The sequence below is a fragment of the Stenotrophomonas aracearum genome, assembly GCF_031834615.1.
Taxonomy (GTDB): Bacteria; Pseudomonadota; Gammaproteobacteria; order Xanthomonadales; family Xanthomonadaceae; genus Stenotrophomonas; species Stenotrophomonas aracearum.
On the sequence record NZ_CP115543.1, the window covers coordinates 2894111 to 2913183 of the forward strand.

Below are 19073 nucleotides of genomic sequence, written 5' to 3' on the forward strand. Positions count from 1 at the left end.
GACCGCCGGTAACGGTGATCGGTGCATTGGGGCATGGACCCTGCCGGGGAACGCGCCTCGCTCCACGGTCATGCCTCCCCGGGTGTTGAACGGTTCATGGCGGTCGATTGGGATGCGACCCTACCGGGATCACCCCGTCGAGTCGGTGGATCAGCGATCGGAGCTCAATCCGCCTCGTGGCAATCCGCGCGGCGGACTTCTTCCACGAACTTGCGCATCTTGTAGCCGTCCTTGATTCCCGGCTCGGATTCGATGCCGCTGGAGACATCCACGCCCCACGGCAGGGTGGCGACGATGGCGTCGAAGACGTTGTCCGGGGTGATTCCGCCGGCCAGCAGGAACGGACGGTGCAGGCCGGTCGGCAGGCGGGTCCAGTCGAAGGCCACGCCGGTGCCGCCGCCGCCGCCTGGGGCGTGGCTGTCGAACAGGAAGCCTGCCGCACTGGGGTAACGCAGCTGCAGCTGGCGCGCGTTGACCTCTTCACGGCCGCCCATGGCCACCGCCTTCAGGTACGGCATGTTGAAGCTGCGGCAGAACGATTCGTCCTCGTCGCCATGGAACTGCAGCAGGGTCGGGCGCACCGTGCGCAGTACCTCGCGCACCTCTTCCTTGCTGTTGTCGCGGAACAGCGCGACCACGTCGACCATCGGCGCGATCGCCTGGCGCATCGCGCGCGCCTCGGCCGGGGCGACCCGGCGCCGACTTTCGCGGGCGAAGATGAAGCCCACCGCGTCCACGCCCAGTTCGCCGGCCAGGCGCACGTCGCCGGCGCGGGTCATGCCGCAGAACTTGATGCGGGTGCGGTAGAAGGAGCGGCTCATAGGGTGACCTCGGCAGGAAGGTGCCAGTTGTCGGGATACAACGGGCCAACGAATACCAATCCCTGCGGCGGTGCGGTGGGCCCTGCCACGGTGCGGTCCTGGCCAGCCAGCAGTTCGGCCATCCACGACACCGGCTTTTCCCCACTGCCGATCAGGATCAATGAACCGACGATATTGCGCACCATGTGATGAAGGAATGCATTGGCCTGAACGCAGACCTCGATGATCTCGCCCTGGCGGGTCACGCTGATCGCCTGCAGCTCGCGGCGGGCATGCAGGGCCTCGCACTGGACGCTGCGGAATGCGCTGAAGTCGTTTTCGCCCAGCAGGGCCTGCCCGGCGGCGTGCATCAACGCCGCGTCCAGCGGGCGGCGCTCCCAGCTCAGGCTCTGCCGGTACAGCGCCGGGCGGATCGCCCGGTTGAGCAGGCGGTAGCGGTAACGCCGTGCACGCGCGGAAAACCGCGCATGGAAATCGTCGGCCACCGGCACGCACCAGCGCACGGCGATCGAGCGTGGCGCCCGGGTGGTGGTACCCAGGGTCCAGCTGCGCGGGTCGCGGACCACGTCGGTGTCGAAGTGGACCACCTGGCATTCGCCGTGCACGCCGGCGTCGGTGCGGCCGGCGCAGACCACCTGGATCGGCGCATTGGCAATCGACGACAGCGCGTCCTGCAGGCTGGCCTGCACGCTGGGACAGCCGCTTTCACCCAGCTGCTGCCAGCCCTTGTACTCGCTGCCGTCGTATTCAACCCCTAGTGCGTAACGCATGCTCAGCCGAGCCGGGCCAGCAGTTCACGGGCCTGTTGCTGGCTGTGGAAGTCGCCTGCCTGGGCGACTTCCAGCAGCAGGGTGCGCGCGGTGTCGGCATCGCCCAGGTCGAGGTAGGCGATGGCCAGTTCGAGGCGGTCGTGGCCCGGGGCGCCCAGCGGTGCGACCATCGGCTCCGCGGCGGGCGGCAGCGCATCGGCCTCGGCCTCGGCAGCCTGCGGGGGATTCCATTCCGGAATCTCGAACACGCCACGGAAGGACGGCTTCGCTGCCGCTTCGCGCGCGTAGGCCGGCACCCAATCGTCGGCCGGTGACATCTCGCCAGGCGATGCGGGTGCTTCCACTGTTTCCTGCGCCAACTGGACCGGTTCCGGCTGCGGCTCAAGAACGAATGCCGGTTCACGACGCCCGTAATCCTGGTCACGGCTGTCCTCGGCGGCCAGCACATAATCCGGCGCATCGCGCAGGTCGGGTTCGTCGGCCTCGACCTCGCGCTGCGCGGCCAGTTCGTCCACGTAGTCGGCTGCCGGGACCGCAGCCGCCAGGCTGGCGGCATCCAGGCCGTCGCGGCGCAGCGGCGGAAGCGGCGAGGGCTTGCGGCGGCGCGAGAGTGCCCAGCCGGCCACCGCCAGGAGCAGCACCGGCAGGCCGAGCCAGGCCCAGCCGCCACTACCGCCTTCGCGCGCGGCCGGGGTTTCGGCCAGGCGCTGCTGCGCGGCGGCCAGGTCGGTGTCCTTCATCGCGATCAGCGAGGCCTGCTGCTGTTTGAGCTTTTCCAGTTCGGCCACGCGGTTGCGCAGCTCCTGGATCTCGGCATCGCGGGTGGCCACGTCTTCCTTGGCCTGGCGCAGTTGTTCGTTGCCCAGCATGTCACCCTCACTGCCGGCGGCGGTGCCGGTGGTTGTACCTGCGTTGTTGTCGGTGGCGGCGACCGCCGGGGCGATCTCCAGGCGTCCGCCTGCGGCCGGAGCGCCGGTACCCGAGGCCGGGGCGGCCGTGGCCGGCGGTGCAGCGGCCACACCGCTGCTGGCCGGTTGCGGAATGGACGAGCGCGCCTGGCGCCACTGCGCGGCGTGCTCGCGCACCATCGCCGCGGCCTGGGCGGCATCGATCTGGGCGTCGGCGCCCGGGTTGCGCAGCACCGCCCCCTGCTTGAGCAGGTTGAGGTTGCCGCGGATGAAGGCTTCGGGATTGGCGCGCAGCAGCGCGATCATCGCCTGGTCGCGGCTGATGCCCTGCTCGCGGGCGACGCTGCCGGCAATCTGCGACAGGGTCTGGCCGCGCTGCACGGTGATGCTGCCGTCGGCGGATACGGTGGCGGCCGCCGATGCGGCGGCCTGGCGCGGCGGTGCAGCCGGGCGTGCGGGTGCGGGGGCAGCACGCGGCGCCGGGGCTTCGGCGGCGACCGCCGGGACCGGCGCCTGCATGGCCTCGGCTTCACGGGCGATGGCATTGGACATGGCACCGGCCGGCGCCACGATCTCCGGTTCGGCCACGGCCAGCGCGCTGTCGGGTGCATCGACCAGCGCCGAATACTCGCGGACCAGGCGGCCCTGGCCCCAATCGGCTTCGATCAGGAAGTTCAGCGACGGCGTGGTCACCGGCGCCTGCGAGCTGACCCGCACCACGGCGCGACCGTTGGCATCGCGGGAGAGTTCGAACTGCAGTTCGCTGACCAGTCCGGTCGGACGGTCCAGCCCGACCCGGGCGAAGGTCACCGGCGAAGCCAGCGCCACGCGCAGGTTTTCCAGTTCGGAGGGGTCGGCGGAAATGACCGGGATTTCAGCCAGCAGCGGCTGGCCAGGCTTGGACAGGACCCGGATGTCGCCCAGCCCGAGGGCCATGGCCGAGCTGCTGGCCAGGGCCAGCAGCAGGGTCGATACCACCTTGAGCGGGCGCGTTGCGCCCGAAGCTCGTTTCTTCATGGCGGCAATATAGCGATTCCCGGCGATTCCAGCCACGCGGGAATGCGCGTGGATCACCCTTCGGCAGCCACCAGCTCCGCCAGCTGTACCGCGTTCAACGCTGCACCCTTGCGGATGTTGTCCGACACGATCCACAGGTTCAGGCCACGCGGGTGCGACAGATCCTCACGGATGCGGCCGACATACACCGCGTCGGTGCCCGAGGCATGCGTCACCGGGGTCGGGTAACCGCCGGCTTCATGCTTGTCCACCACTTCCACGCCGGGCGAACGCGACAGCAGTTCACGCGCCGCGTCCGGGGTCACCTTGTCGCGGGTTTCGATGCTGACCGCTTCGGAGTGGCCATAGAACACCGGCACGCGCACCGCAGTGGGGTTCACCAGGATGCTGTCGTCGCCGAGGATCTTGCGGGTCTCCCAGACCAGCTTCATTTCTTCCTTGGTGAAGCCGTTGTCCTGGAAGTCGTCGATGTGCGGGATCAGGTTGAAGGCGATCTGCACCGGGAAGCGCTGCGGGTCGATGTCCTGGAAGCTGAGCAGCTGGCCGGTCTGCTTGCCCAGTTCCTCCAGCGCCGAACGACCGCCGCCGGAGACCGACTGGTAGGTGGCCACGTTGATGCGCTGGATGCCGTACTGGCGGTGCAGCGGTGCCAGCGCGACCAGCATCTGCATGGTCGAGCAGTTCGGGTTGGCAACGATCCCGCGCGGACGGTTCTTCAGCGCCTCGGGGTTCACTTCGGACACCACCAGCGGCACGTCTTCGTCGTAGCGGAACGCCGAGGAGTTGTCGATCACCACCGCGCCAGCGGCGGCGAACTTCGGGCCGAATTCCTTGGACACACTCCCGCCGGCGGAGAACAGCGCGATGTCCACGCCGCTCGGATCGAACGTGGCCAGGTCCTGGACCTTGATCTTCTGGCCTTCGAATTCGATTTCGCCACCGGCCGAACGCGACGAGGCGAGCAGGCTCAGGGTGGCGATCGGGAAGTTGCGCTCGGCCAGGATGGACAGCATGGTTTCGCCAACGGCGCCGGTGGCACCGACGACAGCGACGTGGAAGCGACGATCAGGGTTGTTCATGGGGTTTCGCTCGGTGATCGAATCAAGTATCAGGCAGGGCTGCAATGCGTCATGGTTGCCGCACTGCAATGTCGCGTGGGGACGCGTTCTTCAGAAGGGTGACGTCAGGGAACCGGGGCGCGGTTCCCTATCGTTTTGCGTCGATTTTTTTGCCGCCCACGGTGGCACCGCCGGCTTTCACGGCAGCGACGGCGTCGGCGTTGAGCGCGCTCGGCGGGCGGCCGGCATGCGGCCCCTGGCCCAGCGCGGCGGTCAGGTTGTCCACTGCCAGCTGCACCATCGCCCGGCGCGTGGCCTGGCTGGCACTGCCGATATGCGGGGTCAGCACGATGTTGCGCAGCGCCAGCAGTTCCGGGCGCACGGTGGGTTCGCCTTCGAACACGTCCAGCCCCGCCGCAGCCAGGCGGCCGTGCGCCAGCGCGTCGGCCAGGGCCAGTTCGTCGACGATGCCGCCACGGGCGATGTTCACCAGGGTGGCGGTGGGCTTCATCTTCGCCAGCGCGGCCGCGTCGATGATGTGGTGCGAAGACGCGCTGTACGGCAGCACGAGCACGAGGTGGTCGGCCTGCGCGAGCAGCGTGTCCAGGTCCACGTACTGCGCGCCCACCTCCGCTTCGGTGGCCTCGGGCAGGCGCGAACGGTTGTGGTACAGCACGCGCATGCCGAAGCCCAGCGCGCCGCGGCGGGCAATGCCCTGCCCGATCCGGCCCATGCCGAGGATGCCCAGCGTGCTGCCGTGGATGTCCGCGCCGAGCATGGTCTGGAACGACCATTGCCCCCACTGGCCCTCGCGCAGCCAGCGCTCGGATTCGGTGATGCGACGCGCGGTCGCCATCAGCAGCGCGAAGCCGAGGTCGGCGGTGGTTTCGGTGAGGACGTCGGGCGTGTTGCTGGCCAGGATGCCGGCCGCGCTGAGCGCGTCCAGGTCCAGGTTGTTGTAGCCCACCCCCACGTTCGCGATGGCGCGCAGCTGCGGCGCCTGCGCCACTTCCGCCGCACCCACGCGCTCATTGAGGGTGATCAGTGCGCCGTCGACCCCGGCCAGCTGCGCGGCCAGGGATTCCGGGGTGTAGCGGGTCACGGCGTCGGTCGTGGTGAGATCGAAATGCTGCCCGAGCTGTTCGATGACGTCATCGAACAGCGGCTGGCTCACCCAGACCTTCGGCCGCGTTTCAGCCATCGATGGACCCCGGAATGCGCGGGGTGATTTCGCCCACGTCGCCGCACTGGGCGCGGTGGCGCAGCGCCTGGTCCATCAGCACCAGCGCCATCATCGCCTCGGCAATGGGGGTGGCACGGATGCCCACGCAGGGATCGTGGCGACCGGTGGTGATGACCTCCACGGCCGCGCCGCTGGCGTCCACCGTCGCGCCGGGCAGGCGCAGGCTGGAGGTCGGCTTGAGCACGATCGAGGCGGTGACCTGCTGGCCGGTGGAAATGCCGCCGAGGATGCCGCCGGCATGGTTGCTGGCGAAGCCTTCCGGCGTGATCAGGTCGCGGTGTTCGGTGCCCTTCTGCGCGGCGCTGGCGAAGCCGTCGCCGATCTCCACGCCCTTGACCGCATTGATGCTCATCAACGCCGCGGCCAGTTCGCCGTCGAGCTTGCCGTAGATCGGCTCGCCCCACCCCGGCGGCACGCCGTCGGCGACCACGTTGACCCGCGCGCCGACCGAGTCGCCGGACTTGCGCAGCGCGTCCATGTAGGTTTCCAGCGCAGGCACCTGCTCGGCCACCGGCCAGAAGAACGGGTTGTCTTCCACCGCCGACCAGTCGTGCCCGGTCGGGGTGATCTCGCCCAGCTGCGAGAGGTAGCCGCGCACGGTCACCCCGTAGCGCTGCAGCAGCCACTTCTTGGCGATCACGCCGGCGGCCACGCGCATGGTCGTTTCACGCGCGGACGAGCGGCCGCCACCGCGCGGGTCGCGGATGCCGTACTTCTGCCAGTAGCTGTAGTCGGCATGGCCCGGGCGGAACTGCTGGGCGATGTTGCTGTAGTCCTTGCTGCGCTGGTCGGTGTTGCGGATCAGCAGCGCGATGGGGGTACCGGTGGTGCGGCCTTCGTACACTCCCGAGAGGATCTCGACCTCGTCGGCCTCGCGGCGCGCCGAGGTGTGCCGGCTCTTGCCGGTGGCGCGACGCTGCAGGTCGTGGGCGAACTCGTCGGCACCGATCTCCAGCCCCGGCGGGCAGCCGTCGATCACGCAGCCGATCGCCGGACCGTGCGATTCGCCGAAGGTGGTGACCGAAAGCAGCTTGCCGAAGGTGTTGGAACTCACGGCCGTTGTGCCGCCAGTTCGGTGATGCGGGCACTGTGCGCGATCAGCTCGCGGCATTCGACCGCGAAGATGCCCATCTGGCCGACCTTGAACTCGACCCAGGCGAAATCCACCTCCGGCAGCAGCTTGATCAGGTGCTGTTCGGACTCGCCTACTTCGCAGATCAGCAGGCCGTCTTCGCTCAGGTGCAGCGGGGCGTCGCGCAGGATCTTCAGGACCAGGTCCAGGCCGTCGTCGCCGGCACGCAGGCCCATTTCGGGCTCATACGAGTACTCCTGCGGCAGCGCGTCGGTTTCGTCGTTGGTGACGTACGGCGGGTTGGTCACGATCAGGTCGTAGTGACGACCGGTCAGGCCGTTGAACAGGTCGGACTTGAGCAGGGTCACGTTGTGCGCCTGCAGGCGTTCCTTGTTCTCTTCGGCCAGGCTCAGCGCCTCGTCGCTCAGGTCCACGCCGTCCACTTCCCAGTTCGGGTAGTAGTGGCCCATGGCGATGGCGATGCAGCCCGAGCCGGTGCACAGGTCCAGCGCGCGGGTGACGTCACGGCCAGCCAGCCACGGTTCGAAGCCGGATTCGATCAACTCGGCAATCGGCGAACGCGGCACCAGGGCGCGCGTGTCGCTCTTGAAGCTCAGGCCGGCGAACCACGCCTCACCGGTCAGGTAGGCGGCCGGAATGCGCTCGTCGATGCGGCGCTGGAACAGGTCCAGCACCTGCAGCTTCTCTTCACGCAGCACGCGGGCCTGGCCATAGGCCGGGCCGAGGTCGTGCGGCAGGTGCAGGGCGTGCAGGACCAGCTGGGTGGCTTCGTCCAGGGCGTTGTCATAGCTGTGCCCGAAGGTCAGCCCGGCGGCGTTGAAACGGCTGGTGCCGTAGCGGATCAGGTCGATGATCGTATGGAGTTCGGCGGCCGTTTCGGCGGTCATGGCAGGGCAACAGACAAAGTGGCCCCAGATTATAGGCGCTGCGGCGCAGCACGGCATCCGTTGCAGTCGAAACGGTGCGGCCGCCGCCCCATCCCCTATCATGGTGGCCCCCTTCGGGAACGGGCTTACATGTTCAATCGCAATGTCGGCATCATCCTGCTCATCGCGCTGGCCGCCGGTCTGGGCCTGGTCGTGGCCCAGAAAGTGTTCGGGCCCGCGCCGACCGGCAACCGCCCGGCCACCGAGTCGATCACCTTCTATCCGCAGCCGCGCCCGCTGCCGGACTTCAACCTGGGCCAGTCCGACGGCACCCGGCTGATCCCCGGCGAGCTCAAGGGCCACTGGACCCTGGTGTTCCTGGGCTTCCTGGCCTGCCCCGACATCTGCCCGACCACCCTGGCCGACCTGGCCCAGGCCCAGAAGCAGTGGGAAACCCTGCCGGACACCCTGCGCCCGCGGCTGGTGTTCGTCTCGGTCGACCCCGAGCGCGACACCCCGGCCCGGCTGGGCGAGTACGTGCACGCCTTCCACAAGGGCACCCTGGCCGCCACCGCCGACGTGCCTTCGCTGGAGCGGTTCGCCACCTCGCTGGGCTTCGTGTTCCAGAAGGTGCCGGGCAAGGACTTCGAAACCAACCCCCAGGACTACACCCTGGAACATTCGGCCAGCCTGGCCGTGCTGGACCCGGACGGCAACCTGGCCGGCCTGATCCGCCCTCCTTTCAATGCGCAGGCGATTGCCCGCGACCTGAACCTGTTGACCGAGAAATCCGCCCCATGAGCCTGACCACCACGCTGAGCTACGTCCTGCCCCACCGCCTGCTGTCGTCGATGGCGCGGCGCCTGGCGTATTCCAGCAACCCGCGGATCTCGCGCTGGCTGATCGACACGGTGACCGAAAAGTTCGGGGTGAACCTGGCCGAGGCGGCCAACCCGGACCCGCGCAGCTACCCCACCTTCAACCAGTTCTTCACCCGCGCCCTGAAGCCGGGCGCGCGCGTCCCCGACGCCGATGCCCGCACCCTGGTAATGCCGGCCGACGGCCGGATCAGCCAGCTGGGCGCGATCGAAGACGGCAACATCTTCCAGGCCAAGGGCCAGTCGTTCACTGCGGCAGAGCTGCTGGGCGATGCGGGCGATGCCGAGGTGTTCCGCCACGGGCTGTTCGCCACCGTGTACCTCTCGCCGAAGGACTACCACCGCGTGCACATGCCGTGGACCGGCACCCTGCGCGAAACCGTGCATGTACCGGGCCGCTTGTTCAGCGTGGGCCCGGCAGCGGTGAACAACGTGCCGGGACTGTTCGCCCGCAACGAGCGGCTGGTGTGCCACTTCGACACCGACTTCGGCCCGATGGTGCAGGTGATGGTGGGCGCGCTGCTGGTGTCGGGCGTGGAAACGGTGTGGGGCGGAGAAGAGATTCCGGCCTATGGGGACCGGATTACCCGCAAGGATTACCGCGGGAAGGGCATTACCCTGGAGCGGTTCGCCGAGATGGCGCGGTTCAACTACGGGTCCACGGTGATCGTGTTGTTGCCGCCGGGCGTGGCGGAGTTCGCGCCGCACCTGGATGCGGAGCATGCTGTCAAACTCGGACAAGCACTTGCTACGTTGCGGTGACGTGCTGACACGCGTGGCGTGCCACTACGCACCATGAAAAACGCCCCGCTTTCGCGGGGCGTCTTGTTTCAGCGGTTGTCCGGGTCGTGCGCGAACTCGACGGGCCCTACGTCCATGCCGTCGTAATCTTCTACGCCGTTGGCTTCGGCCACTGCCTGCAGCTCGTGGTTGCGCTGGTCCAGCGAAGCTTCGCTGTGCACTTCGATCCGCTCCACGTGCAGCACGTGGTACGGCGCCTCGTCGGCTTCCAGCTCCGGCTCGAACACTTCCACCACGGTGTAGCCCTGCCCTTCCAGCACCTTGGCCAGGCCGTGCAGCGGCTCGGGCGTCGTGTTGACGAAGAAGTAGCCCCACACCAGGTCACCGTTGAGATCCCAGTCGGTGTTCTCGCGGATGTTGGCGAACATGTCGTTGATTGCGGTGATGTCCATCTGTAGTCCCTCGGGGGTTATTTGCCGCAGCCCTGCAGCTTGATCGACTGGCCCTGGCGCAGCGCGTACGCCGGCGCCTTCAGCCCGTTGGCCCTGGCCAGCTCGCGCACGTCGCAGTCGAACTTGTCGGCAATCCGGCCCAGGGTCTCGCCCTTGCCGACCTTGTGGCTCTTCACCGCCTTGGGCTTGGCCTTGGCGGCCGGCACGGCCACCGGCGCGGCCGGTGCGGTCGGTACCGGGGTGCTGGACTGCACGCCGGCCATCGGCACCACGCTGCCCACCGCGACGTTGCCGGTGTAGCTGGCGGCCGTCGGGCGGACGATGGCGGCGTTGAGGTCGGCGGTGATCAACGTGCGTGCCAGGTCGGCGCGCGGGCCGCTCACGCAGTAGCGGTTGTACAGGCCGGCGATGCGGGTGGTGGCGTTGATGATCGTGCCGGCCGGGATCCAGCCATCGGCCTCGTAGCGCGGGTTGAGGTTGCGCAGCGCGCGCATGTAGCCGTCGCGGGTGCCGGTGCTGCCCAGGCAGATGGTCAGCTCATAGATGGTGGTGGACTTGGCCAGGCGGATCGTGGCCGGCTGCGCGCTGACCTTGGGGAAGTCGACGCCGTACTGCTGCGGGTGCAGGTAGATCCAGGCCGCGGCGATCACCATCGGCACGTAGTCCTTGGTTTCGGCCGGGAACTGGTTGTACACGTTGTCCACCCAGAAGCTCTGGCCGACATTCTGGCGGTACACGCGCCCCGCACGGCCTTCGCCGCCGTTGTAGCCGGCCAGCGACAGTTCCACATTGTTGTTGAGCTCGCGCATGCGCTCGTTGAGGTAGCTGGCGCTGGCCTCAGCGGCGCTGCGCGCGTCGAAGCGGGTGTCGAAGCCGGTGCCATCCGGGCCCAGCCCGAAGCGGCGGCCGGTGGCCGGCATGAACTGCATCAGGCCGGCGGCGCCGGCGCGCGAGGACGCGTGCACGCGCCCGTTGGATTCCTTGGCCATGATCCCGAACAGCAGCGCCTCGGGCAGGCCGCGCTTCTCCCACTCCGGCCACATCACTGCGCGCAGGGTCTGGTAGTTCTCATAGGTGTTCATCAACGCCGGGCGCATGTCGGTCAGCCAGCGGCGGATGCCGGCCTGCACCGCCGGGTTGTACTCGACCATGTTGTCGAAGGCGTGGCGCTTGTCGTTGAGCAGCGCGGCCGCGCGTGCGGCTTCGGGCACGTCTGCAGCCAGCGGACCGACGTGGTCCGGGTCGGCTTCGAGCAGGCCGCCATCGTTGGCGATCACGTCGCTGTCGTCGCTGTCGCGGGTGTCGGCGTTGTTCTTGAGCAGCCGCTTGTAGGTCACCAGCAGGTTGCTGACCTGGCAGCCCTTCTGGGCCACGCAGTCGCTGATCACGTCTTCCATGTCCTCCAGCGCGGCGTCGCCTTCGTTCTTGCCCTTGGGGTCGGCATTGGTGACCAGCACGAGTGCGTCGGCGTAGCGCTTCTCGGCGGCGGTCATGCGCTGCTGCAGCACCTCGATCTTCGCCTTGTCGCGGGCGGAGACCCGCTGGGCATGGGCCTCGGGCGCGAAGGAGATCAGGGACGCGAGCGCCAACAACGGCCAACCACGGGCAAGCAGGACAGGAACGGGCATTTTTGGCACTGTGGGCGAAAGACAGGGCAGAGTAGCCGTGCCGCTTGTACCGGGGCAACCCGGTCAGCCCGCCTGCACCCGCTCGGGTTTAGAATCCTCCCCATTCACACAGGCCGTCCACTCAGGGAGTTGACCATGGATCCGATCCTGCTCGGCAAAGGCATCACCGACGACATCCCCGTGACCCTGCTGCCGAAGCTGGGCAACCGGCATGGCCTGGTGGCCGGTGCCACCGGTACCGGCAAGACGGTCACCCTGATGACCCTGGCCGAAGGATTCTCGCGGATCGGCGTGCCGGTGTTCCTGGCTGATGTGAAGGGCGACGTCTCCGGCCTGGCGGTGCCCGGCACGGGGACCGAGGCGCTGCTGCAGCGTGCGCAGGAGATCGGCGTGGCCGACTACGCGCCGGCCGGCAGCCCGACCCTCTTCTGGGACCTGTACGGCAAGCTCGGCCACCCGGTACGCACCACCGTCAGCGAAATGGGCCCGACCCTGCTGGCGCGCATCCTGGAGCTCAACGACACCCAGGCCGGGGTCCTGGACATCGTGTTCAAACTGGCCGACGACCGTGGCCTGCTGCTGCTCGACCTGGACGACCTGCGCGCCCTGCTCGGCCTGGTCGCCGACGAGCGCAAGGACATCTCCACCGAGTACGGGCTGGTGAGCGCGCAGACCGTGGCGGCGATCCAGCGTGCGCTGCTGCGCCTGGCGCAGGATGGCGGCGAGGCGTTCTTCGGCGAGCCGGCGCTGGAACTGGCCGACCTGATGCGGGTCAACCATGACGGTCGCGGCGTGATCGGAATCCTGGCCGCCGATCAGCTGGTGCTGAAGCCGCGCCTGTATTCGACCTTCCTGCTGTGGCTGCTCTCGGAGCTGTTCGAGACGCTGCCGGAAGTGGGCGATCTGGAGAAGCCCAAGCTGGTCTTCATCTTCGACGAAGCGCACCTGCTGTTCGACGACGCCCCGGCCGCGCTGGTGCAGCGGATCGAGCAGGTGGTGCGACTGATCCGCTCCAAGGGCGTGGGCGTGTACTTCTGCTCGCAGTTCCCCGATGACGTACCGGCCAATATCCTGGGCCAGCTCGGCAACCGCGTGCAGCATGCGCTGCGTGCGTTTACCCCGCGCGACCAGAAGGCAGTGAAGATCGCTGCGGAAACCTTCGTACCGAACCCCAAGCTCGACGTGGTGGCGGCGCTGTCGCAGCTGGGCACCGGTGAGGCGCTGGTATCCACCCTGCAGGACAAGGGCATTCCCTCGCCGGTGCAGCAGACCCGGATCGCGCCGCCGCGCTGCCGCATGGGCGCCATTACCGACGCCGAACGTGCCCAGGTGCGTGCCGGCAGCCCGGTCGGTACCCGCTACGACACCGCAGTGAACCGCGAATCGGCCGCCGAGCTGCTGGCCCAGCGCGCGGCCAAGGCGGTGGAACAGGCCGATGCACCGAAGGCACGCACGCGGCAGCAGGACGAGGAACAGGAAGGTGGCTTCGGGCAGTCGATCAAGGATGCGATCTTCGGCACCAAGCGGCGCCAGGGCATGATCGAGACGATGGCCAAGCAGACCACCCGGACGGTGGGCACCAAGCTGGGCAACCAGATCGTGCGCGGGATCCTGGGCGGCATCTTCGGCGGCAAGCGCTGATGTCGCGTTGGCGTCCGCCGGCGGAAAAAAGTACGGCGCTGATCACCGCGCAGGGGCACCAGCGCCTGAAGGCCGAGCTGGACGAGCTGTGGCGGGTGCGGCGGCCGGAGGTAGTGAAAGCGCTGGCCGCTGCGGCGGCTGAGGGTGATCGCTCGGAAAATGCCGAGTACACCTACCGCAAGAAGCAGCTGGGCGAGATCGACCGTCGCGTGCGTTACCTGACCAAGCGGCTGGAATCGCTGCGCGTGGTCGACACCGTGCCGACCGATCCGCAGGCGGTGTTCTTCGGTGCATGGGTGGAGCTGGAGAACGTGGACAGCGGCGATGTGAGCCGTTACCGGATCGTAGGACCGGATGAAACCGATGCCGGCGCCGGGTGGATCAGCATCGATTCGCCGCTGGCGCGCGCGTTGTTGAAGAAGCGCGTGGACGATGAGTTCGAGGTGGAGCTGCCGAGCGGGCGGACCGGGTTTGCGGTGGTGGCGGTGGATTACCGCGCAGATTGAATCGACGGGTACTTCCTGCCGTCCCGCAACGGCCGGAAATAGTCGATCTGCGCGAAGAACGCCGCATCCTGGCGGGCATGCCAGCCCGGGATGCCCATCAACGGCAACGGCCGCAGCTCCAGCGGATCGTTGAGCAGGTCGCCCCTCTCGATGGCCTCGGCCACCTGCTGCACCGCCTGCCCGTCATCGTTGCCCTGCACCACCACGCACTTGCCGACCAGCAAACGGCCGGGTAGCAGTGCCTGTTCCATCAGTGCGTGGCCGATGACACCCGACACCGCCATTCGGCCGTCCTGCCATGCAGCGGCACCCTCCACGAACAACGCCTGCCAATCATGCCGATCCCAGGCATGCAGCATCGCCGGCCCCTCCACCCGCACGATCACGCCGGTTTCGTCGAACTGGGTCAGCGCCGCCTGCGCGCGGTCGCGCACGTTCGGCCCATTGGCCTGGATACGCTCGCACTGCCGCGCATTGAGCGCCTGTTTGATTGCCGGGTAGCGCGCCCAGACCAGCGCGTTGAACAGGTCGTGCCAGTTCTCGGCACGCGTAGCAATACGCCCCAGTGCGATGCGCTGTTCGTAGTGCTGGCCGTCGGCCAGCAGGCTCTCGTCCTGCGCCACCAGCCGCTTGCCTGCCAGCGCAAGGCGCTCATCAAGCGCCAACACGGTCGGCCACGCATCGGCAACCAACAGATCGTGGTACTCCGCCATGCCGGCGAACAGCGCATGCGTGAAGCACCCGCGATCAACTTCATCGCGCGCGGGTGCAACAAAACGTCGCCGCGCCGCAGCCACTTTTTCAGGCTCGGCGCCGGCTCCGGCCGCCGCAGGGGCGGCCGCGTCGATCACAACACCTTGAGGTCGAGCTGACGGCCCACGGCGTTCGCCTCGATCAGCGCATCGCCGTAAAGGTCGTGGTCGTCGCTCTCGGTGATCTCCACATTCACGAACTGGCCCACTCGCAGCTTCGCCTCGTCGGCGTTCTGGATGTGCACCAGGCCGTCGATCTCCGGCGCATCGGCCTTGGAGCGGGCCACGGCGATGCCGTCTTCAATCGCATCGACCAGGCACTGCTGCACCGTGCCGATCTTCGCCTCCAGTCGCGCGGCGGAAATCTCCGCCTGGCGGGCCATGAAGCGCGCCAGGCGCTCCTGCTTCACTTCTTCCGGCACCGCGCCGGGCAGGTCGTTGGCGGTGGCACCCGTCACCGGCGAGTAGGCGAAGGCACCCACGCGGTCCAGCTGCGCCTCGTCCAGGAACGACAGCAGCTCTTCGAACTCGGCCTCGGTTTCGCCGGGGAAGCCAACGATGAAGGTCGAGCGCACGGTGATGTCCGGGCACAGCTGGCGCCAGCGCTGCACGCGCTCGAGGGTCTTGTCGACCGCGCCCGGGCGCTTCATCAGCTTCAGGATGCGCGGGGTGGCGTGCTGGAACGGAATGTCCAGGTAGGGCAGGATCCGGTTCTCGGCCATCAGCGGCACCACGTCGTCCACGTGCGGATACGGGTACACGTAGTGCATGCGGGTCCAGGCATCCAGTTCGGACAGCCCTTCGCACAGCGACTTCATGCGGGTCTGGTAGGCCTTGTCGCGCCACATGCGCTCGGCGTACTTCACGTCCACGCCATAGGCCGAGGTGTCCTGCGAGACCACCAGCAGCTCCTTGACCCCGCCGCGCACCAGCCGCTCGGCTTCGCGCAGCACCTCGTCCACCGGGCGCGAGACCAGCTTGCCGCGCATCGAGGGAATGATGCAGAAGCTGCAATGGTGGTTGCAGCCTTCGGAAATCTTCAGATAGGCATAGTGACGCGGGGTCAGCTTGATGCCGTAGTCCGGAACCAGGTCCACGAACGGGTCGTGCTTGGGCGGCAGCGCGGCATGCACCGCCTCCATCACGCTGGTGTAGTCCTGCGGGCCGGACACCGCCAGCACGTCTGGATAGGCCTTGCGGATCTCTTCCGGGCGCTTGCCCAGGCAGCCGGTGACGATCACCTTGCCGTTGGCGTTCATCGCCTCGCCGATCGCGTCCAGCGACTCGGTCACCGCCGAATCGATGAAGCCACAGGTGTTGACCACCACCACGTCGGCCGAATCGTAGGAGGGAACGATGTCGTAACCCTCGGCCCGCAGCTGGGTGAGGATGCGCTCGGAATCGACAAGGGCCTTCGGGCAGCCAAGGCTGACGAAGCCGACTTTGGGGTTCAGCTGGGACATGGATCGCGGGACTCTGGGGGCCTGGGCCCATGCCGGAATGGCGTGGGGACCTGGGGCCGGAAACGGCGGCAAGTATACCGGCGTTGGGGCCTCGGCCCTGAATGCATCGACTGTCCGGGCAAGGCCAACCGCCAAGGCGTGCATGGCCGCGACGCCCCGCTAACCCGGCCGGGCCCGATAATGAACGCCTGAACCAATCGGAGTCCGGCAATGGGTGAGTGGATTACGTTCGATACGCATCATGGCCCGGTCCGGGCCTGGCAGGCCCTGCCGGAAGGCAAGCCGCGCGGGGGCTTGGTGGTCATCCAGGAGATCTTCGGCGCCAACGCACATATCCGCGAGGTGGCAGAGGGCTTCGCCGCCGAAGGTTATGCGGTGCTGGCGCCTTCGTTCTTCGACCTGCTGGACGGCACCGGGGCCGATCCCGACGCCCTGCCCTACGACCCGGACGGGGTGAAGCAGGGCCTGGCGCATGTCACCGCGCTGGGCATGGAAAAGGCGCTGGAGGTGGTCCGCGCGGCCGCTTCGCGGCTGACCCCGTCCGGCAAGGTCGGCACGGTGGGCTACTGCTGGGGCGGCAGCGTTGCCTTGCTCGCGGCCCTGCGCCTGGGCCTGCCCTCGGTCAGCTACTACGGCGCGCGCAACACCCAGTTCCTGGATGAGCCGGCCAAGGCCCCGGTCATGTTCCACTTCGGCGCCCAGGACAAGAGCATTCCGCCCGAAGCCGTCCAGGCCCACCGCGAAAAGCTGCCGCAGATGGCCACCTTCGTCTACCCGGCCGACCACGCCTTCAATCGCAGCGTCGGACACGCGTATGATCCAGACAGCGCCGCCCTGGCGCTGCAACGCACCCTGGACTTCTTTTCGGAGCATCTTGGATGAGCGATTTTGAACTGGATTCACGCCTGGCCGCCAACAGCGTACTGGTGGACGAAGGCCCGCTGTCGCAAGTGCGGTTGATGAACGACGAACGTTTCCCCTGGCTGGTGCTGGTGCCGCGCGTGACCGGCATCACCGAATGGATGGAGCTGAGCGGCGACCAGCAGGACAAACTGCGCATTGAACTGTCCCGCGCCAGCCGGGCCCTCAAGGGCACCGACGGGGTCGAGAAGATCAACATCGCCACGCTCGGCAACATCGTGCCGCAGCTGCATTTCCATGTGGTCGGTCGGCATAACGGCGATCCGCTGTGGCCGGGCCCGGTGTGGGGCAACGGCCAGCCGCGCAAGTTCGACGACGCGGTGCTCAAAGAGCATGTCGCGATGTGGAAGGAACGGCTAGGATATTCGCCCCAGCCCTAAGCGGACCCTGCCCCTGATGCGCTCCAACCTCGTCGCTGCCATCGTCCTGATCCTCGTCGGCCTGTTCCTGCTGGCCAGCAACCTGGGCTGGACCAACATGAACCTCGGTCGCCTGATCCTTACCTGGTGGCCGGTGATCCTGGTGGCGGTGGGGATCGGGCTGTTGTTCGGTCGCGGGAAATAACGCGTTCGGCGGACACAAAAAAGCGCGGAGCGATCCGCGCTTTTTTTGTTTGCGTCAGCCGGGCAGAGCCCGGCGCTACATCAGGTGCGCGGCAGGGTCACGCCGGTCTGGCCCTGGTACTTGCCACCGCGGTCCTTGTACGAGGTCTCGCAGACGTCGTCGCTGTCGGCCTGGAAGAACAACATCTGCGCCACGCCTTCGTTGGCGTAGATGCGCGCCGGCAGCGGCGTGGTGTTGCTGAATTCCAGGGTGACGTGGCCTTCCCACTCCGGCTCCAGCGGGGTCACGTTGACGATGATCCCGCAGCGCGCGTAGGTGCTCTTGCCCAGGCACACCACCAGGGTGTCGCGCGGAATGCGGAAATACTCCACGGTGCGCGCCAGCGCAAAGCTGTTCGGCGGAATGATGCATTCGTCGCCGACGATGTCCACGAAGCTGCCCGGGTCGAAATGCTTGGGGTCGACGATCGTGGAGTTGATGTTGGTGAACACCTTGAACTCGCGCGAGCAGCGCACGTCGTAGCCGTAGCTCGAAGTGCCGTAGCTGACGATGCGCTGGCCGTTGGCCTGCTTGACCTGGCCCGCTTCGAACGGCTCGATCATGCCGTGCTGTTCGGACATGCGGCGGATCCAGCGGTCACTCTTGATGCTCATGGGGGTCCTGGGTGTGGGGCGCGGTGGGCACTGATTCTAAACAGCTCAGAGCAGCGAGGACAGGATCGGGATGCTGGCGCGCGGGCGCTTGGCCACCTCTTCCACCAGCCGCTGCGCGGCACGCAGGTAGGCCTGCGCGGCCGGGGAGTCCGGCGCGGCGGCGGTGATCGGGGTGCCGACATCGCCCTGTTCGCGGATGCCGATGTCCAGCGGCAGCGAGCCCAGCAGCGGCACGCCGTACTGCGCCGCCATGCGCTCGCCACCGCCGTCGCCGAACAGGTGCTCGACCTGGCCGCAGTTGCTGCAGGTGTGCACGGCCATGTTCTCGACGATGCCCAGCACCGGCACTTCCACCTTTTCGAACATCTTCAGCGCCTTTTTCGCATCCAGCGTGGCGATGTCCTGCGGGGTGGTGACGATCACCGCGCCGGCCAGCGGAATCTTCTGGGTCAGGGTCAGCTGGATGTCGCCGGTGCCTGGCGGCAGGTCGATCAGGAGGTAGTCCAGGTCGTCCCACAGGGTGTCGTTGAAGAACTGGGTCATGGCCGAGGTCGCCATGGGGCCGCGCCAGATCATCGGTGTCTCGTCCTCGATCAGGTAGCCGATCGACATGGTCTCCACCCCGAACGCACGCAGCGGCTCGATCGACTTGTTGTCCGGGCTTTCCGGACGGCCGCTCAGGCCCAGCATCATCGGCACGCTGGGGCCGTAGATGTCCGCGTCCAGCAGGCCGACCCGGGCCCCGAGCTTTGCCAGCGCCACCGCCAGGTTCACCGCCGTGGTGGACTTGCCCACCCCGCCCTTGCCCGACCCGACCGCGATCACGTTGCGGACGCGCGGATGAAGGGACAGCCCCTTCTGCACCTGGCTGGCATGGGGACGTCGAGACGGGCTGGCACTCACTGCGGGCACTCCGGAAAAGCATTGCGGGAAGCTGCCCATGATAGAGCAGCCGACCGACGGGCGCGGGGGACTGTCCTGCGTTGTCCGAGGCCTGTCCTGTAGCGCCCCGACCGGTCATCACGCAGACATCTACGGATTCGGATGGCGCATCCGGCCAAAAACTAAACCGTGCATACGTCACAGTATTGAAAAATT

General features: G+C 67.7%; 20 protein-coding genes. 7 read left to right on the forward strand and 13 right to left on the reverse strand.

Annotation, left to right across the window (positions count from 1 at the left end; all coding sequences use genetic code 11):
* Nucleotides 1-164 precede the first annotated feature (164 nt).
* The 7 genes from PDM28_RS13225 to prmB form a co-directional block, all read right to left on the reverse strand.
* Entirely contained in the window at nucleotides 165-821 is a 657-nt protein-coding gene (locus PDM28_RS13225; RefSeq protein WP_102944514.1) for a phosphoribosylanthranilate isomerase, read from the reverse strand.
* Complete coding sequence (truA, locus tag PDM28_RS13230; RefSeq protein ID WP_070207206.1) at nucleotides 818-1591, reverse strand: tRNA pseudouridine(38-40) synthase TruA; 774 nt, start codon at nucleotides 1589-1591, stop codon at nucleotides 818-820. Before truA ends, PDM28_RS13225 begins: the two co-directional genes overlap by 4 nt.
* A gap of 2 nt (nucleotides 1592-1593) precedes the next feature.
* Entirely contained in the window at nucleotides 1594-3516 is a 1923-nt protein-coding gene (locus tag PDM28_RS13235; RefSeq protein WP_311182377.1) for a type IV pilus assembly protein FimV, read from the reverse strand.
* Nucleotides 3517-3569: 53 nt separating this feature from the next.
* The gene (locus PDM28_RS13240; RefSeq protein WP_311182378.1) at nucleotides 3570-4595 is read right to left on the reverse strand and encodes an aspartate-semialdehyde dehydrogenase; all 1026 of its coding nucleotides are present in this window, start codon (nucleotides 4593-4595) and stop codon (nucleotides 3570-3572) included.
* Between the two features lie 127 nt (nucleotides 4596-4722).
* Nucleotides 4723-5775 carry a 2-hydroxyacid dehydrogenase gene (locus PDM28_RS13245; RefSeq protein WP_311182379.1) on the reverse strand — a complete coding sequence of 351 codons (1053 nt, stop codon included), beginning with the start codon at nucleotides 5773-5775 and terminating at the stop codon, nucleotides 4723-4725.
* Nucleotides 5768-6871: a chorismate synthase gene (aroC, locus tag PDM28_RS13250; protein WP_102944511.1), complete on the reverse strand. Its 1104-nt coding sequence runs from the start codon at nucleotides 6869-6871 to the stop codon at nucleotides 5768-5770. The genes PDM28_RS13245 and aroC overlap by 8 nt, the downstream gene beginning before the upstream one ends.
* On the reverse strand, nucleotides 6868-7797 hold the full coding sequence (gene prmB, locus PDM28_RS13255) for a 50S ribosomal protein L3 N(5)-glutamine methyltransferase (protein ID WP_102944510.1): 930 nt from the start codon (nucleotides 7795-7797) through the stop codon (nucleotides 6868-6870). Before prmB ends, aroC begins: the two co-directional genes overlap by 4 nt.
* 129 nt (nucleotides 7798-7926) lie before the next feature.
* Between prmB and PDM28_RS13260 the strand changes: the two genes are divergently transcribed.
* Both PDM28_RS13260 and asd read left to right on the forward strand, forming a co-directional pair.
* On the forward strand, nucleotides 7927-8577 hold the full coding sequence (locus tag PDM28_RS13260; RefSeq protein ID WP_311182380.1) for an SCO family protein: 651 nt from the start codon (nucleotides 7927-7929) through the stop codon (nucleotides 8575-8577).
* The gene (gene asd, locus PDM28_RS13265; RefSeq protein ID WP_311182381.1) at nucleotides 8574-9416 is read left to right on the forward strand and encodes an archaetidylserine decarboxylase; all 843 of its coding nucleotides are present in this window, start codon (nucleotides 8574-8576) and stop codon (nucleotides 9414-9416) included. The genes PDM28_RS13260 and asd overlap by 4 nt, the downstream gene beginning before the upstream one ends.
* A gap of 68 nt (nucleotides 9417-9484) precedes the next feature.
* On the opposite strand, the gene PDM28_RS13270 is transcribed toward asd, so the two are convergent.
* A complete protein-coding gene (locus tag PDM28_RS13270) occupies nucleotides 9485-9847 on the reverse strand; it encodes a ribonuclease E inhibitor RraB (RefSeq protein WP_311182382.1) in 363 nt (120 codons plus the stop codon).
* Nucleotides 9848-9864: 17 nt separating this feature from the next.
* Entirely contained in the window at nucleotides 9865-11475 is a 1611-nt protein-coding gene (locus tag PDM28_RS13275; RefSeq protein WP_311182383.1) for a transglycosylase SLT domain-containing protein, read from the reverse strand.
* A gap of 135 nt (nucleotides 11476-11610) precedes the next feature.
* Here PDM28_RS13275 and PDM28_RS13280 point away from each other — a divergent pair, with 135 nt between their 5' ends.
* Together PDM28_RS13280 and greB are read left to right on the forward strand one after the other, a co-directional pair.
* Nucleotides 11611-13116: a helicase HerA-like domain-containing protein gene (locus tag PDM28_RS13280; protein ID WP_311182384.1), complete on the forward strand. Its 1506-nt coding sequence runs from the start codon at nucleotides 11611-11613 to the stop codon at nucleotides 13114-13116.
* On the forward strand, nucleotides 13116-13622 hold the full coding sequence (gene greB, locus PDM28_RS13285; RefSeq protein ID WP_102944504.1) for a transcription elongation factor GreB: 507 nt from the start codon (nucleotides 13116-13118) through the stop codon (nucleotides 13620-13622). Before PDM28_RS13280 ends, greB begins: the two co-directional genes overlap by 1 nt.
* Here greB and PDM28_RS13290 read toward each other — a convergent pair.
* Both PDM28_RS13290 and rimO read right to left on the reverse strand, forming a co-directional pair.
* On the reverse strand, nucleotides 13607-14473 hold the full coding sequence (locus PDM28_RS13290; RefSeq protein ID WP_425507601.1) for a DUF3025 domain-containing protein: 867 nt from the start codon (nucleotides 14471-14473) through the stop codon (nucleotides 13607-13609). The two genes, greB and PDM28_RS13290, sit on opposite strands and share 16 nt — an antisense overlap.
* Nucleotides 14470-15837 carry a 30S ribosomal protein S12 methylthiotransferase RimO gene (gene rimO / locus PDM28_RS13295; protein WP_311182385.1) on the reverse strand — a complete coding sequence of 456 codons (1368 nt, stop codon included), beginning with the start codon at nucleotides 15835-15837 and terminating at the stop codon, nucleotides 14470-14472. Before rimO ends, PDM28_RS13290 begins: the two co-directional genes overlap by 4 nt.
* A 210-nt stretch (nucleotides 15838-16047) precedes the next feature.
* Here rimO and PDM28_RS13300 point away from each other — a divergent pair, with 210 nt between their 5' ends.
* The 3 genes from PDM28_RS13300 to PDM28_RS13310 are packed head-to-tail and all read left to right on the forward strand — an operon-like array spanning nucleotide 16048 to nucleotide 17322.
* Nucleotides 16048-16719 (forward strand): dienelactone hydrolase family protein, encoded by a 672-nt coding sequence (locus PDM28_RS13300; protein WP_311182386.1) that lies wholly within the window; start codon nucleotides 16048-16050, stop codon nucleotides 16717-16719.
* On the forward strand, nucleotides 16716-17138 hold the full coding sequence (locus PDM28_RS13305; RefSeq protein ID WP_102944501.1) for an HIT domain-containing protein: 423 nt from the start codon (nucleotides 16716-16718) through the stop codon (nucleotides 17136-17138). Before PDM28_RS13300 ends, PDM28_RS13305 begins: the two co-directional genes overlap by 4 nt.
* 16 nt (nucleotides 17139-17154) lie before the next feature.
* Entirely contained in the window at nucleotides 17155-17322 is a 168-nt protein-coding gene (locus PDM28_RS13310; RefSeq protein ID WP_093533394.1) for a LiaI-LiaF-like domain-containing protein, read from the forward strand.
* Nucleotides 17323-17402: 80 nt separating this feature from the next.
* On the opposite strand, the gene dcd is transcribed toward PDM28_RS13310, so the two are convergent.
* On the reverse strand, nucleotides 17403-17975 hold the full coding sequence (dcd, locus tag PDM28_RS13315) for a dCTP deaminase (protein WP_070207643.1): 573 nt from the start codon (nucleotides 17973-17975) through the stop codon (nucleotides 17403-17405).
* Nucleotides 17976-18020: 45 nt separating this feature from the next.
* The gene (gene apbC / locus PDM28_RS13320) at nucleotides 18021-18917 is read right to left on the reverse strand and encodes an iron-sulfur cluster carrier protein ApbC (protein WP_311182387.1); all 897 of its coding nucleotides are present in this window, start codon (nucleotides 18915-18917) and stop codon (nucleotides 18021-18023) included.
* Nucleotides 18918-19073: the final 156 nt, after the last annotated feature.

Bases quoted from the DNA above. Each gene is read 5' to 3' on its own strand.
- asd (WP_311182381.1), top strand. From the start codon at position 8,574: ATGAGCCTGACCACCACGCTGAGCTACGTCCTGCCCCACCGCCTGCTG.
- prmB (WP_102944510.1), bottom strand. From the start codon at position 7,797: ATGACCGCCGAAACGGCCGCCGAACTCCATACGATCATCGACCTGATC.
- PDM28_RS13240 (WP_311182378.1), bottom strand. From the start codon at position 4,595: ATGAACAACCCTGATCGTCGCTTCCACGTCGCTGTCGTCGGTGCCACC.
- dcd (WP_070207643.1), bottom strand. From the start codon at position 17,975: ATGAGCATCAAGAGTGACCGCTGGATCCGCCGCATGTCCGAACAGCAC.
- PDM28_RS13300 (WP_311182386.1), top strand. From the start codon at position 16,048: ATGGGTGAGTGGATTACGTTCGATACGCATCATGGCCCGGTCCGGGCC.
- PDM28_RS13225 (WP_102944514.1), bottom strand. From the start codon at position 821: ATGAGCCGCTCCTTCTACCGCACCCGCATCAAGTTCTGCGGCATGACC.
- PDM28_RS13235 (WP_311182377.1), bottom strand. From the start codon at position 3,516: ATGAAGAAACGAGCTTCGGGCGCAACGCGCCCGCTCAAGGTGGTATCG.
- apbC (WP_311182387.1), bottom strand. From the start codon at position 18,917: ATGGGCAGCTTCCCGCAATGCTTTTCCGGAGTGCCCGCAGTGAGTGCC.
- PDM28_RS13310 (WP_093533394.1), top strand. From the start codon at position 17,155: ATGCGCTCCAACCTCGTCGCTGCCATCGTCCTGATCCTCGTCGGCCTG.
- PDM28_RS13270 (WP_311182382.1), bottom strand. From the start codon at position 9,847: ATGGACATCACCGCAATCAACGACATGTTCGCCAACATCCGCGAGAAC.
- PDM28_RS13280 (WP_311182384.1), top strand. From the start codon at position 11,611: ATGGATCCGATCCTGCTCGGCAAAGGCATCACCGACGACATCCCCGTG.
- PDM28_RS13245 (WP_311182379.1), bottom strand. From the start codon at position 5,775: ATGGCTGAAACGCGGCCGAAGGTCTGGGTGAGCCAGCCGCTGTTCGAT.
- truA (WP_070207206.1), bottom strand. From the start codon at position 1,591: ATGCGTTACGCACTAGGGGTTGAATACGACGGCAGCGAGTACAAGGGC.
- PDM28_RS13305 (WP_102944501.1), top strand. From the start codon at position 16,716: ATGAGCGATTTTGAACTGGATTCACGCCTGGCCGCCAACAGCGTACTG.
- PDM28_RS13275 (WP_311182383.1), bottom strand. From the start codon at position 11,475: ATGCCCGTTCCTGTCCTGCTTGCCCGTGGTTGGCCGTTGTTGGCGCTC.
- rimO (WP_311182385.1), bottom strand. From the start codon at position 15,837: ATGTCCCAGCTGAACCCCAAAGTCGGCTTCGTCAGCCTTGGCTGCCCG.
- PDM28_RS13260 (WP_311182380.1), top strand. From the start codon at position 7,927: ATGTTCAATCGCAATGTCGGCATCATCCTGCTCATCGCGCTGGCCGCC.
- greB (WP_102944504.1), top strand. From the start codon at position 13,116: ATGTCGCGTTGGCGTCCGCCGGCGGAAAAAAGTACGGCGCTGATCACC.